This is a genomic window from Variovorax sp. GW822-FHT04A09 (genome assembly GCF_058801005.1).
In genome coordinates, this window is sequence record NZ_JBXAMV010000003.1 from 541,423 (window position 1) to 553,994 (window position 12,572).

Sequence of the window (12,572 nt, forward strand, 5' to 3'; positions counted from 1 at the left end):
AGGAATTTCTCTTCTGAATTGAATACGGGGCCGGGGAATGTATTGCATCCCCGGCCCCGTCCTGCCGATCGCGGAAGAAAAAAACTGTACGGGCCTGCGCGGCCCTACTCGGCCGCGCGGCGCAGCGTGTCGACCACCGGCCGGCGCAACACATCGCGCAGGCCCCACCACCCCGCTGCCAGCGCGAGCACCGCGCCGGCCAGCGCGCCGGCCACCGGCACGAGCGGCGACGCGGTCCAGGTGAACTCGAACACGTAGCGCGCCAGCCCCCAGCCGATCACCGAGGCCACGATGCTCGCGAGGAAGCCCGCGAGCAGGCCGACGCCCACCAGTTCGGCGCGCTGCACCTGCCGCAGCAGACTGGCGCGTGCGCCCACCGCGCGCATCACGGCGAACTCGCGCGCACGCTCCTCGCGGGTGGCGGTCACGGCCGCGAACAGCACCACCAACCCGGCCGCCAGCGTGAAGCCGAACAGGAACTCGACCGCGCGCACCACCTGGTCGAGCACGCGCTGCACCTGGTTGATGGTGGCGCTCATGTCGACGTTGGTCACGTTGGGAAAGCTGCGCACCAGCGCGTTGTCGAAGCCGCGCGTCTCGGGCGCGCGGAAGGCGCCCATGTAGGTCACGGGCACGTCGGCCAGCGAGGCCACGGTGTACATCACGAAGAAGTTGGCGTGCAGCGAGCCCCAGTCGACCTTGCGCAGCGAGGTGATGCGCGCGTCGTTCTGCATGCCGCCGATGTCGAAGCGCAAGGTGTCGCCCAGCTTCAGGCCCAGCGTCTGGGCCAGGCCTTCTTCCACGCTCACCTCGTTCTTCGCCTCGGGCGTCCAGGCGCCGGCGGTGACGCTGTTGTGCGCGGGCGCCTCGGTGCTGTTGCTCAGGTTGAACTCGCGGTCCACCAGGCGCTTGGCGCGGTCCTCGGTGTAGTCGTCGGGCGTCACGGGCTTGTCGTTGATCGCCACCAGCCGGCCGCGGATCATCGGGTACCAGTCGAACTTGGCGACGCCCGCGTCGCGCAGCGTCTTCTGGAACGCCTCGCTCTGCTCGGGCATCACGTTGATGACGAAGCGGTTGGGCGCGTCGGGCGGCGTGGCCTTGCGCCAGCTCGCCACGAGGTCGGTGCGCAGCAGCACGAGCAGCACCAGCGCCAGCAGGCCCACGGCGAGCGCGCTGACCTGCACCACGGCGTAGGCCGGGCGCGCCGAGATCTGCCGCGTGGCCAGCACCAGCCAGCGCGGCGCGGTGGTCTCGCTGACACTGCGGCGCAGCACCTTCACGGCGAGCCAGCTCAGCAGCGCGAACACGGCCACGGCGCCGGCAAAGCCGCCGACCGCAATGAGGCCCAGCTTGAGGTCGCTGCTGGCCGCCATCAGCAGCGCCGCGAAGCCCGCCACGCCGATGCCGAGCACGGCGAGCGACGCGGGCTTGAGCCCGCCCACGTCGCGCCGGATCACGCGCAGCGGCGGCACGCGCGCCAGCTGCAGCACCGGCGGCAGGCCGAAGGCGAACAGCAGCGTGAGCCCCATGCCCAGGCCGAAGGCCACGGGCCACAGCGTGGCGGCGGGCAAGGCGGTCTCGACCAGCCCGGCCAGCAGCAGCACGAACACGTAGTGGACGGCGAAGCCGATGGCCACGCCGATCGCGCTGGCCACGGTGCCGATCACGGCGAACTCGAAGGCGTAGGCCGCGGCGATGGTGCGCTGGCTCTGGCCCAGCACGCGCAGCATGGCGCAGTCGTCCAGGTGGCTGGCCGCGAAGCCGCGCGCGGCCAGCGCCACGGCCACGGCCGACAGCAGCGCCGCGAGCAGCGCGACCAGGCTCAGGAATTTTTCGGCGCGGTCCAGCGTCTGGCGCATCTCGGGCCGGCCGCCTTCGAAGGAGTCGAGCCGCACGCCGCGCAGCTCGCCCTTCTTGATGGTGGCGTCGGCCCATTCGGTGAAGCGCTTCACGGCGGCATCGTCGCCCGCCACGGCGTAGCGGTAGCCCACGCGGCTGGCCGGCTGCACGAGGCCGGTGCGCGCCACGTCGGCCTGGTTGAGCATCACGCGCGGCGAAAAACTCATGAAGCCCGCGCCCCGGTCGGGCTCCAGCGTGATCACGCGGCCCACGCGCAGGCCGGTGTCGCCCAGCAGCAGCGTGTCGCCGACCTTCAGGCCCAGCGAGTCGAGCAGCGAGGCATCGACCCAGACCTCGCCCGATGCCGGCACGTCGCGCGTCACCGCGCCCGCGCCCTCGGCCGTGGTCGCTGTCTGCAGGTTGCCGCGCAGCGGGTAGCCCGGCGTCACGGCCTTCAGGGCCACGAGCTTGCTGGCGCCGCCCTGGGCGTCCTCGGCCCGCGCCATGGTGGGGAAGCCGAAGGTGCCGGTGCCCGCAAGGCCCAGCGACTTCGCCTGTGCGATGAAAGTTTCGGGCGTCGGGTTGTCGCTCACGACCACCGCATCGCCGCCCAGCAGCTGGCGCGCGTCACGCTGCAGCCCGCCCTGCAATCGGTCGGCGAAGAAGCCGACCGCCGTGAGCGCGGCCACGGCCAGCACCACGGCCACGATCAAGAGGCGCAGCTCGCCGGCGCGCAGGTCGCGCCAGAGCGTGCGCCAGCCAAGGCGAAGGGAAGCGTTCATGGCGCGAACGATAGCCGACGCCTACCGGCACCGGCGGACTCAAGGGTTATTGAATGAAGGGGCCGCCAGGTGTTGCCCGCTGCGCGGACCTGTCGCACGATGCGAAAAAACGAAGGAGCGCGTGTCGATGACGACCCCACCCACCCGGCGGCGCCCCGGCTCAGGGCAACACGACGAGCCCCGGCGCGCCAGCTTCCACGCGGCCGATGACCGCCGCCTGCCCGAAGCCTTCGTTGCGGAAGATCTCCAGCACCGCCTCGACCGCCTCGGGCGCGCAGCTCACGAGCAGGCCGCCCGAGGTCTGCGGATCGGTCATGAGCGCCTGCGCGGTGGCCGGCAGGCCCTCGTGCAGTTGCACGTCGGCGCCGTAGCCCGCCCAGTTGCGGCCCGACGCGCCGGTGACCAGCCCGCCGCCGGCCATGGCGATCACGTTGTCGAGCAGCGGCACGCGCGACCATTCGACCACCGCCGCGAGCCCCGCGCCGCGCGCGAGTTCGAGCGCGTGGCCGGCCAGGCCGAAGCCGGTGACGTCGGTCAGCGCATGCACGCCGTCGAGCGCCGACAGCGCGATGCCGGGCGTGTTGAGCTTGGTCGTGTTCTCGATCAGCTGGCGGTAGCCGGCCTCGGACAGCTGCTGCTTCTTGAGCGCCGCCGACAGCACGCCCACGCCCAGCGGCTTGCCCAGCACCAGCACGTCGCCCGCCTGCGCGTCGGCGTTGCGCCGCACGCGCTTGGGGTGCACCAGCCCCATCGCGACCAGCCCGTAGATCGGCTCGACCGAATCGATGGTGTGGCCGCCCGCAATCGGAATGCCGGCCGCGCGGCACACGTCCTGCCCGCCGCGCACGATCTCGGCGATGACCTCCACCGGCAGCTGGTTGATCGGCATGGCGACCAGCGCCAGCGCCATGATCGGGCGCCCGCCCATCGCGTAGACGTCGCTGATCGCGTTGGTCGCGGCGATGCGGCCGAACTCGTAGGGGTCGTCCACGATGGGCATGAAGAAATCGGTGGTGGCGATCAGCGCCTGCTCGTCGTTGAGCCGGTAGACTGCCGCGTCGTCGGCGGTCTCGATGCCGACCATGAGCTCGGGCGGAATCAGCCCGCCCGCATGGTTCTTGAGGATCTGCGACAGCACGCCCGGCGCGATCTTGCAGCCGCAGCCGCCCCCATGCGAGAAGCTGGTGAGCCGCAGCGGCGCCAACGGATTCAGGAGCTTGGAAGGTGCGGCTTCGATCATGGCGGCAGGTCGGTCGAATGGAACAAGCCGCGATTATCGAAGCCTGCACCGCCGTCTGCCCGAGTGCCCCGACACACCCTTTTCTTTTTCCACTGAACGCGTCATCACACCATGCAAACGAAACAAACCGTGTCCCGGCTCGCCCTCGCGCTGGCCCTGTCCCTCACCGCCGTGGGTGCCTTCGCCCAGGGCGTGCTGCGCGTGTCGGCCATTCCCGACGAGGCGCCCACCGAGCTGCAGCGCAAGTTCACGCCGCTGGGCGACTACCTGAAGAAGGAAACCGGCATGGACGTGCAGTTCACGCCCGTGACCGACTACGCCGCCGTGGTCGAAGGCCTGGCGACCAACAAGATCGACCTGGCCTGGCTGGGCGGCTTCACCTTCGTGCAGGCGCGCATCCGCACCAACGGCGGCGCGGTGCCGATCGTGCAGCGCGCGGAAGACGAGGTGTTCACCAGCAAGTTCATCGTGCCGATCGACAGCCCCGCCAAGACCCTGGCCGACCTGAAGGGCAAGACCTTCGCCTTCGGCGCGCCCTCGTCCACCTCGGGCAGCCTGATGCCGCGCTACTTCCTGCTGCAGGCCGGCATCAATCCCGAGAAGGACTTCAAGACCGTCGCGTTCTCGGGCGCGCACGACGCCACCGTGGCCTTCGTGGCCGCCTCGCGCGCCGAAGCGGGCGTGCTCAACGCCTCGGTGTGGGACAAGCTGGTCGAGGCCAAGAACCCCAACGCCGCCAAGGTGCGCGTGCTGGCCACCACGCCGACCTACTACGACTACAACTGGACCGTGCGCCCGGGCCTGGACGCCGCCGTGACGAAGAAGCTCACCGACGCCTTCCTCAAGCTGGACCCGGCCAACCCCGCGCACAAGGAGATCATGGCGCTGCAGCGCGCGAGCAAGTTCATTCCCACCAAGTCGTCGAACTACGACGGCATCGAGACGGCGGGCAAGTCGGCCGGCCTCATCAAGTGAGCGGAATGCGCGGATGAGTTTTTCGCTCGACAGCGCGGGCGTGGTGCACCCCAACGGCCAGCGCGCGCTGGCCGGCGTGACGCTGGCCGCGCGCGATGGCGAGCGCATCGCCGTCATCGGGCCTTCGGGCGCGGGCAAGACCACGCTGCTGCGCGTGCTCGGCGCGGCGCTGCGGCCCGGTGAAGGCCAGGTGCAGGCGCTGGGCCAGCACCCGTGGCGGCTGCCGGCGCGTGCGCTCAAGCAGCTGCGCGCGCGCATCGGCACCGTGCACCAGGCGCCGCCGATCGCGCCGCGCCTGCGCGTGGTCACGGCCGTGCTCGCGGGCCGGCTCGGCCAGTGGTCGACGGCACGCGCGCTGGGTTCGCTTTTCTATCCATCCGACATCGCGGGCGCGCACGCGGCGCTGGCCCGGCTCGCGCTCGAAGACCGGCTGTTCGACCGCTGCGACCGCCTCTCGGGCGGCCAGCTGCAGCGCGTGGGCATTGCGCGCGTGCTGTACCAGCGCCCCGCACTGCTGCTGGCGGACGAGCCGGTGTCGGCGCTCGACCCCACGCTCGCGCACGCGGCCGTGGGCCAGCTGGTGGCGCAGAGCGAATCGACCGGCGCCACGCTGGTCGCGTCGCTGCACGCGGTCGACCTGGCGCTGCGCTGGTTTCCGCGCATCGTGGGCATGCGCGACGGGCAGGTCGCCTTCGACCTGCCGGCCGCGCAGGTGACGCCGGCGCTGCTCGAGGCGCTCTATGCGAGCGAAGGCGGCGTGGCGACGCAAGGGCCAGTCGCCCTCACGGCAGGCACCGCCGAGCCAGCCTTCCATCGACCGGACTGCCCGTGACGGCGACACTCGCCCGCCCCGCCCTGCGCGATCCGCACGCAGGCCGCCGGCTGGCCGGATGGCTCGCGGCGCTGGCCATCGCGTGGCCGGTGCTCGCGCTCTCCGAATTCAAGCCCTGGGCGCTGTTCGGCAGCGGCAACCTCGCGGTCATCGGCGGCTTTCTTGCGGGCTTCTTCCCGCCCGACAGCTCGCCGACCTTTCTCGCCTTGCTCGCCAAGGCCACGCTCGAGACCCTGGCCATGGCCACGGCCGGCACCGCCATGGCGCTGCTGATCGGCGCGCCGCTGGGCTTCGTGACCACGCGCGCGCTCTCCATCTCGCGCATCGGGCCCGGCCCCGGTCGCGTGCAGGCCGGCATCGTCCGCCAAGCAGCGCGCTGGCTGCTGATGGTGCTGCGCGCCATTCCCGAGATCGTGTGGGCGCTGCTGTTCGTGCGCGCGCTCGGGCTCGGCCCCGCGGCCGGCGTGCTGGCGCTGGCCATCACCTACGGCGGCATGCTGGGCAAGGTCTACGCCGAGATCCTCGAATCGACCGACACGCGCCCCGCGCGCGCGCTGCTCGAAAGCGGCAGCGGCCGGCTCGCGGCGCTGTGCTACGGCCTGCTGCCGCACACGGCGCAGGAGCTGGCCTCGTACACCGTGTACCGCTGGGAATGCGCGGTGCGCGCCTCGGTGGTGATGGGCTTCGTGGGCGCGGGCGGCCTCGGGCAGCTGATGGACCAGTCGATGAAGATGCTCAACGGCGGCGAAGCCAGCAGCATCCTGCTGGTGTTCCTCGCGCTCGTGCTGCTGGCCGACATGCTGAGCAACGCGCTGCGAAAGCTCCTGGCATGACGACGCTGCCGCCACGCCCTCCCCTGTGCCTGCGCTGCTGGCTCGCCTTCGCGCTGATCGCCGCGGCCGTGGTCGCGAGCTTCGTCTACCTGGGCATCGACTACGGCGCGCTGGGCTCGGCCGAATCGCTCAGGCTCATGGGCAAGTTCATCGCCGAGTTCTTCCCGCCCGACGTGTCGCCTGAGTTCCTGGCCAAGGTCGGCCACGGCGCGCTGCAGACGCTCGCGGTGTCGGCGCTGGGCACCGTGCTGGCCGCCGTGGCGGGCGCCGTGCTCGCGCTGCCGGCGTCGGGGCGCATCGGCGGGCCGCTGCGCCATGGCGCGCGCTTCGTGCTCAACTTTTTGCGCAGCGTGCCCGAGCTGGTGTGGGCCGCGCTGATGGTGCTGGCCGCCGGCATCGGGCCCTTCGCGGGCGCGCTGGCACTGGCGCTGCACACCACGGGCGTGCTGGGCCGACTCTTTGCCGAGGCACTGGAGAACGCACCGCGCGAACCCGAGCAGGCGCTGGCGCTCTCGGGCGCCGGCCCGGTCGCCGCCTTCAGCTACGCCAGCCTGCCGATCGTGCTGCCGCAGTGGGTGGCCTACACGCTCTACCGCTGGGAAATGAACATCCGCATGGCGGCCGTGCTGGGCTTCGTGGGCGGCGGCGGGCTGGGCCAGCTGCTGTACTTCCACCTGTCGATCTTCCAGCAGCAGCAGGCGATGACGGTGCTGATCGCGATGTTCGTGCTGGTCACCTTTGTCGACTTGGCGAGTGCTCGCTTGCGAAAAGGCCTAGGTCCCGCCTACGCCTGAGTGGCCGACAATGGCGGCATGAGGTCCCTTCAGCCATGAGTCATCGCCAGCCCGTCCGGGTGGCGGACCGCCACGCCTTCGATTCGATCATCGACGCCCGCTCGCCCGCCGAGTTCGCGCTCGACCACATCCCCGGCGCCATCAACTGCCCCGTGCTCAACGACGAGGAGCGCCACATCGTCGGCACGGTCTACGTGCAGACCGGCGCCTTCGAGGCGCGCCGCATCGGCGGTGCCATGGTGGCGGCCAACATCGCGACGCACCTGCGCGACACGCTGGCCGACCGGCCCGAGAAGTGGAAGCCGCTGGTCTACTGCTGGCGCGGCGGCATGCGCAGCGGCTCGATGGTCACCTGGCTGCGGCTCGTGGGCTGGGACGCGCAGCAGCTCGCGGGCGGCTACAAGAGCTTTCGCCGGCACGTGATCTCGCAGCTCGACGCGCTGACGCCGCAGCTCGACCTGCGCGTGGTCTGCGGCGCCACCGGCAGCGCCAAGACGCGCGTGCTGCACGCACTGGCCGAGCGCGGCGCCCAGGTGCTCGACCTCGAAGACTTCGCCAACCACAAGGGCTCGCTGCTCGGCGCGCTGCCGGGCGTGCCGCAGCCTTCGCAAAAGCACTTCGAGACGCGCATCGCGACCGTGCTCGAAGCCATCGACCTCTCGCGCCCGCTGTATGTCGAGGGCGAGAGCGTGCGCATCGGGCGGCTGTCGCTGCCGCTGTCGCTGGTGGCGCAGATGCGCGCCGCGCCGTGCATCGAGGTGGAGGCCACGCCCGAGGCGCGGCTGGCCTACCTGCTGCGCGACTACGCCTACCTGGGCGACGACCGCGCAGCGCTCGCCGAGAAGATGGGCGTGCTCAAGGAACTGCAGGGCAAGGAAACGGTGACGCGCTGGCAGCAGTGGGCCCACGAGGCCGACCTGCCGCACCTGTTCGCCGAACTCATGTCCTTGCACTACGACCCGCACTACCAGAAGTCGCAGGAGACGCACTTTCGCGCGTGGGCGAATCGCCAGCGCGTGGGGGCGACCGACCTCTCGGATCAGGGTATCGAGGCCGTGGCCGACGCGGTGCTGGCGCTCGGCGCACCGAGCCCGTCGGCGTAAAGCACGCCGCGCGGCGCGCGGCACAGCCCCCAGAAGCGCAGGCCGCTGAGCTCGGCCATGCGCACGCCCATCGCGGTCGGCGCCGAGATGGTCGCCATCGCCGCGATGCCCAGGCGCGCGCACTTGCGCACCAGCTCGTGGCTGCCGCGGCTGGACATCAGCACGAAGCCGGGCTCCTGCAGCCGATTCGCACGGGCCAGCGCGCCGAGCAGCTTGTCGAGCGCGTTGTGGCGGCCCACGTCTTCCATGACGTCGGTGAGTTCGCCGTCGACCGTGGCCCAGGCCGCCGCATGGATCGCACCGGCCTCGGCATTGAGCACCTGGCGCGGCGGCATGGCGGCGAAGGCGCGCAGCACGGTGGCCAGGTCGATGCGTTCGATCCAGTCGCGCGGCGGCACGCGCTGCGGCGACAGGTCGAGCCCCGCGAAACTTTCGACGCCGCACACGCCGCAGCCGGTGCGGCCCGCGAGGCTGCGACGGCGGTCCTTCAGGCGTTCGAAGCTGCGCGTGGACACTTCGAGCTGCACCTCGATGCCCGGCATGCCTTCGGGCAGGCCCGCATCGAGGGCCTCGACCGTTCGCACGTCGATGCCGCGGCAATCGGCGGCGCTGTCGAGGATGCCTTCGCTGAGCGCAAAGCCCAGCGCGAAGGCCTCGAGGTCTTGCGGCGTGGCCATCATCACGGCGTGCGAGACGCCGTTGAACACCAGCGCCACCGGCACCTCGGCGGCCAGCGTGTCGTCACGCACCACGCCCTCGGGCGCGAGGCCGCGCTCGCCGAAGACGTGCACGGCATGGCGTGCGAGGGGCGGCAGGGCGTCGGGTTCGGGGGTATCTGTCATGGCCGCGGCCATTGTCCGCTCAGTCGGATTGTTCGTCAGCCGGCAGGCTGTCGACCACCGCGCGCCCGGCGTCGGTGAGGTGCGCGACCCAGCGATCGTCCAGCTGCACCACGCGCACCCAGCCGGGCCCGCGCACGCCGCCCAATGCGGCATCGCCCATCAGCGTGAGCTGGCGCATGACCACGCTGGCGCCCTGCCCCAGCCGCTTGCCCAGGCGCGGCAGCGACATGCCACCTTCGCCGGGCGCTTCGGCCAGCGCACGCAGGATCGCGATGGAAAAGGCGTCGGCGTCGAACCCGGAATCGCTCATGCCGCCACGGCGTCGGCCTCCGCCGCGACCGGCGCCACATGCAGCGACAGCACCACGGGGATCGACTTGGAGGTCGGCGTGCCCGCGTTCTCGGCCACCGACGACAGCGGCACCAGCGGGTTCGTCTCGGGGTAGTAGGCCGCGAGATTGCCGCGCGGGATGTCGTAGGCCACCAGCTTGAAGCGGTCGGCGCGACGCTCCTGCCCGTCGCTCCACACGGTCTGGATGTCGACCCAGTCGCCGTCCTTCATGCCGAGCTGGCGGATGTCGTCGGTGTGGATGAACACCACGCGGCGCTGGCCGAACACGCCGCGGTAGCGGTCGTCCATGCCGTAGATGGTGGTGTTGTACTGGTCGTGCGAGCGCGTGGTGAGCAGCGTGAACACCAACGTGTCGCGCTGCGACGCAAAGCGTGCGCGGGCGCGGTGCGCGTGCGTGTCCAGCGGCACGGCGTGCGTGAAGAACACGGCCTTGCGCGACGCCGTGTTCCACACCCGCTCGCTCGCCGTGTTGCGCAGGCGGAAGCCGCCGGGGTGCGCCACGCGCGCGTTGAAGTCCTTGAAGTCGTCGAACACGGCTTCGATCTTGTCGCGGATGCGGGCGTAGTCTTCCACCAGCCAGAGCCACGGCGTCTTGCTGCGCGCGCCGATGGTGGCCGCGGCCAGGCGCGCCACGATAGCGGGCTCGGACAGCAGATGCTCCGACGCGGGCGGGTTGATGCCCATCGAGATGTGGACCATGCTCATCGAGTCTTCGACTGTCACGCCCTGCGGGCCGTTCGCCTGCATGTCGATCTCGGTGCGGCCCAGGCACGGCAGGATGAGCGCCTCGCGCCCGTGGATGATGTGGCTGCGGTTGAGCTTGGTGGTCACGTGCACCGTGAGGTCGCACTGCTGCAGCGCCTTCCAGGTCTGGTAGGTGTCGGGCGTGGCGGCCGCGAAGTTGCCGCCCAGCGCGAAGAACACCTTGCCCTTGCCGTCGAGCATGAGCTGGATCGCCTCGACCGTGTCCACGCCGTTCTGGCGCGGCGGCTCGAAGCCGAACACCTGCTGCAGCCGGTCGAGCAGCGCGGCCGGCGGCTTTTCCCAGATGCCCATGGTGCGGTCGCCCTGCACGTTGCTGTGGCCGCGCACCGGGCAGGCGCCCGCGCCTTCGCGGCCCATGTGGCCGCACAGCATGAGCCAGTTGCCGATCATCTGGATCGTGGCCACCGAATGCTGGTGCTGCGTGATGCCCATGCCCCAGCAGGCGATGACGCGCTTGGCGCCCAGGTACACGTCGGCCGCCGCGCGCATCTGCGCTTCGCTCAGGCCCGACTCCTGCGCCAGCAGCGGCCACGATTCGGCGCGCAGGTCGCCGGCCAGCGCCTCGAAACCCTGGGTGTGCTCGGCGATGAATGCGTGGTCGAGCACCGAAGGTTCGCCGCGCGCCACCGCCGCGTCTTCGCGTTCGATGACGTGCTTCATCATCCCCTTCACGGCCGCGAAGTCACCGCCCACGCGCAGCTGGAAGTAATGCGTGCTGATCGGCGTGGAGCCCAGCGTGGCCATCTCCAGCTTGTCCTGCGGATCGGCAAAGCGCTCCAGCCCGCGCTCGCGCAGCGGGTTGAAGCTCACGATGCGCGCGCCGCGCTTGGAGGCCGCGCGCAGCTCGCCGAGCATGCGCGGGTGGTTGGTGCCCGGGTTCTGGCCGAAGATGAAGATCGCGTCGGCCTTCTCGAAGTCTTCCAGCGTGACCGTGCCCTTGCCCACGCCCAGCTGCGGGCGCATGCCGCTGCCGCTGGGCTCGTGGCACATGTTCGAGCAGTCGGGAAAATTGTTGGTGCCGTACTCGCGCACGAACAGCTGGTACAAAAAGGCCGCTTCGTTGCTCGCGCGGCCCGAGGTGTAGAAGATGGCCTGGTTCGGGTCGGGCAGCGCGTTCAGGTGCTGCGCGATGCGCGCGAAGGCGTCGTCCCAGTCGATGGGCACGTACTTGTCGCTGGCCGCGTCGTAGGCCATGGGGTGCGTGAGGCGGCCCTGGTCTTCGAGCCAGAAATCGCTCTGCTGCGCCAGCTCGGCCACGGTGTGCTTCGCGAACAGCTCCGGGCCGGCGCGGCGCGCGGTGGCCTCGGCGGCCACGGCCTTCACGCCGTTCTCGCAGAACTCGAAGGTCGAGGCATGGTTGCGGTCGGGCCAGGCGCAACCGGGGCAGTCGAAACCGTCGGGCTGGTTGGCCGAGAGCAGCGTCTTCGCGCCCTTGACCGGAATGTCCTGCCGCAGCAGCGCATTCGTCACGCTGCGCAACGCGCCCCAGCCACCGGCGGGGCCCTTGTAAAACTCGATCTTCTGCTCGCTCATGGCGGCAGTGTTGGCCTGCGGGGGCGTGGCGTCAAATTGAATCGGCACATGCGGCGATTCAAAATGGAAATGACGGACTCAGTGGTAGTCGTCTTCCCGCTGATGCCGGACCGCGGCGACGACGACCGAGTCGTCCCCTTCGATCTCGAACAGCGCGACATACCCGGTGCCGCCAAAGGGGATCACGAGTTCGCGGATGAAGGGGCTGTCGCCCGCCTTGCGGCAAGTGAACGGCGAGAAGGCCAGCGCAGCAAGCCCGCGCTCGATCGCTTCGAGCGCGCGCGTGGCCAGCGTCAGATCACCTTCCCTCGCGAGTTCGCGCTCGAGCACGAAGTCGTACAAGCGCTCCAGGTCTTGTGCCGCCTGGCGCGTGAACCGGACGGTGTAGCTCACCGGCGCGCGGCGCCGAGCTGCTTCTTCGCCCCGTCGAGCTTCGTGCGAAGCCGGTGGAGCACCTCGTCGGCGTCGACATACGCGCCCATGCGGCGCGCACTGGCCAGCGACTTCATGCCACGCGCCACGAACTCGGACTGGTTCTTGCGCTGCAGGACACTGGCACGCACCGCCGCTTCGACGAACTGGGACAGCGACTCGCCCTCGCCGAGCACCTGCTCGACCTCGTCCCGAAATTCGGGCTCCACACGCACGGAAGGAATGGTGGCGGTTTTCATCGCCAAATTGTA

Annotated in this window: 12 protein-coding genes; 5 read left to right on the top strand and 7 right to left on the bottom strand. The window is 70.6% G+C overall.

All coding sequences use genetic code 11. The features are described from left to right. Positions 1 to 104 precede the first annotated feature (104 nt). Both AC1RLW_RS19005 and selD read right to left on the bottom strand, forming a co-directional pair. Complete coding sequence (locus AC1RLW_RS19005) at positions 105 to 2,621, bottom strand: ABC transporter permease (RefSeq protein WP_139700252.1); 2,517 nt, start codon at positions 2,619 to 2,621, stop codon at positions 105 to 107. Between the two features lie 160 nt (positions 2,622 to 2,781). Beyond that, positions 2,782 to 3,861, bottom strand: coding sequence for a selenide, water dikinase SelD (selD, locus tag AC1RLW_RS19010; RefSeq protein ID WP_062469051.1), 1,080 nt, complete (start codon positions 3,859 to 3,861; stop codon positions 2,782 to 2,784). Positions 3,862 to 3,972: 111 nt separating this feature from the next. On the opposite strand from selD, the gene AC1RLW_RS19015 reads away from it, so the two are divergent. Genes AC1RLW_RS19015 through mnmH form a run of 5 tightly spaced genes read left to right on the top strand, consistent with a single transcriptional unit; the run spans position 3,973 to position 8,398 of the window. After that, positions 3,973 to 4,836, top strand: coding sequence for a putative selenate ABC transporter substrate-binding protein (locus AC1RLW_RS19015; protein WP_062469048.1), 864 nt, complete (start codon positions 3,973 to 3,975; stop codon positions 4,834 to 4,836). Between the two features lie 13 nt (positions 4,837 to 4,849). Then, positions 4,850 to 5,668, top strand: coding sequence for a phosphonate ABC transporter ATP-binding protein (locus tag AC1RLW_RS19020; protein WP_493194493.1), 819 nt, complete (start codon positions 4,850 to 4,852; stop codon positions 5,666 to 5,668). Continuing rightward, entirely contained in the window at positions 5,665 to 6,501 is an 837-nt protein-coding gene (locus AC1RLW_RS19025; protein WP_493194495.1) for a PhnE/PtxC family ABC transporter permease, read from the top strand. The genes AC1RLW_RS19020 and AC1RLW_RS19025 overlap by 4 nt, the downstream gene beginning before the upstream one ends. Continuing rightward, positions 6,498 to 7,295, top strand: coding sequence for a phosphonate ABC transporter, permease protein PhnE (gene phnE / locus AC1RLW_RS19030; protein WP_493194497.1), 798 nt, complete (start codon positions 6,498 to 6,500; stop codon positions 7,293 to 7,295). Before AC1RLW_RS19025 ends, phnE begins: the two co-directional genes overlap by 4 nt. 35 nt (positions 7,296 to 7,330) lie before the next feature. Then, positions 7,331 to 8,398 (top strand): tRNA 2-selenouridine(34) synthase MnmH, encoded by a 1,068-nt coding sequence (mnmH, locus tag AC1RLW_RS19035; protein ID WP_493194499.1) that lies wholly within the window; start codon positions 7,331 to 7,333, stop codon positions 8,396 to 8,398. Here mnmH and fdhD read toward each other — a convergent pair. The 5 genes from fdhD to AC1RLW_RS19060 form a co-directional block, all read right to left on the bottom strand. Next, positions 8,335 to 9,240, bottom strand: coding sequence for a formate dehydrogenase accessory sulfurtransferase FdhD (gene fdhD, locus AC1RLW_RS19040; RefSeq protein ID WP_493194500.1), 906 nt, complete (start codon positions 9,238 to 9,240; stop codon positions 8,335 to 8,337). The genes mnmH and fdhD overlap by 64 nt on opposite strands. Before the next feature lie 19 nt (positions 9,241 to 9,259). Then, on the bottom strand, positions 9,260 to 9,550 hold the full coding sequence (locus AC1RLW_RS19045; protein ID WP_307696225.1) for a hypothetical protein: 291 nt from the start codon (positions 9,548 to 9,550) through the stop codon (positions 9,260 to 9,262). After that, positions 9,547 to 11,889 (bottom strand): FdhF/YdeP family oxidoreductase, encoded by a 2,343-nt coding sequence (locus AC1RLW_RS19050; RefSeq protein WP_493194502.1) that lies wholly within the window; start codon positions 11,887 to 11,889, stop codon positions 9,547 to 9,549. Before AC1RLW_RS19050 ends, AC1RLW_RS19045 begins: the two co-directional genes overlap by 4 nt. 78 nt (positions 11,890 to 11,967) lie before the next feature. Beyond that, a complete protein-coding gene (locus AC1RLW_RS19055; RefSeq protein WP_493194504.1) occupies positions 11,968 to 12,282 on the bottom strand; it encodes a type II toxin-antitoxin system RelE/ParE family toxin in 315 nt (104 codons plus the stop codon). Further along, positions 12,279 to 12,560 (bottom strand): YlcI/YnfO family protein, encoded by a 282-nt coding sequence (locus AC1RLW_RS19060; RefSeq protein ID WP_493194505.1) that lies wholly within the window; start codon positions 12,558 to 12,560, stop codon positions 12,279 to 12,281. Before AC1RLW_RS19060 ends, AC1RLW_RS19055 begins: the two co-directional genes overlap by 4 nt. Positions 12,561 to 12,572: the final 12 nt, after the last annotated feature.

What these genes read in the sequence shown, in the direction of transcription:
- selD (WP_062469051.1), bottom strand. Translation starts at nt 3,861, where the DNA reads ATGATCGAAGCCGCACCTTCCAAGCTCCTGAATCCGTTGGCGCCGCTG.
- mnmH (WP_493194499.1), top strand. Translation starts at nt 7,331, where the DNA reads ATGAGTCATCGCCAGCCCGTCCGGGTGGCGGACCGCCACGCCTTCGAT.
- AC1RLW_RS19060 (WP_493194505.1), bottom strand. Translation starts at nt 12,560, where the DNA reads ATGAAAACCGCCACCATTCCTTCCGTGCGTGTGGAGCCCGAATTTCGG.
- AC1RLW_RS19045 (WP_307696225.1), bottom strand. Translation starts at nt 9,550, where the DNA reads ATGAGCGATTCCGGGTTCGACGCCGACGCCTTTTCCATCGCGATCCTG.
- AC1RLW_RS19005 (WP_139700252.1), bottom strand. Translation starts at nt 2,621, where the DNA reads ATGAACGCTTCCCTTCGCCTTGGCTGGCGCACGCTCTGGCGCGACCTG.
- AC1RLW_RS19050 (WP_493194502.1), bottom strand. Translation starts at nt 11,889, where the DNA reads ATGAGCGAGCAGAAGATCGAGTTTTACAAGGGCCCCGCCGGTGGCTGG.
- AC1RLW_RS19020 (WP_493194493.1), top strand. Translation starts at nt 4,850, where the DNA reads ATGAGTTTTTCGCTCGACAGCGCGGGCGTGGTGCACCCCAACGGCCAG.
- AC1RLW_RS19015 (WP_062469048.1), top strand. Translation starts at nt 3,973, where the DNA reads ATGCAAACGAAACAAACCGTGTCCCGGCTCGCCCTCGCGCTGGCCCTG.
- phnE (WP_493194497.1), top strand. Translation starts at nt 6,498, where the DNA reads ATGACGACGCTGCCGCCACGCCCTCCCCTGTGCCTGCGCTGCTGGCTC.
- fdhD (WP_493194500.1), bottom strand. Translation starts at nt 9,240, where the DNA reads ATGACAGATACCCCCGAACCCGACGCCCTGCCGCCCCTCGCACGCCAT.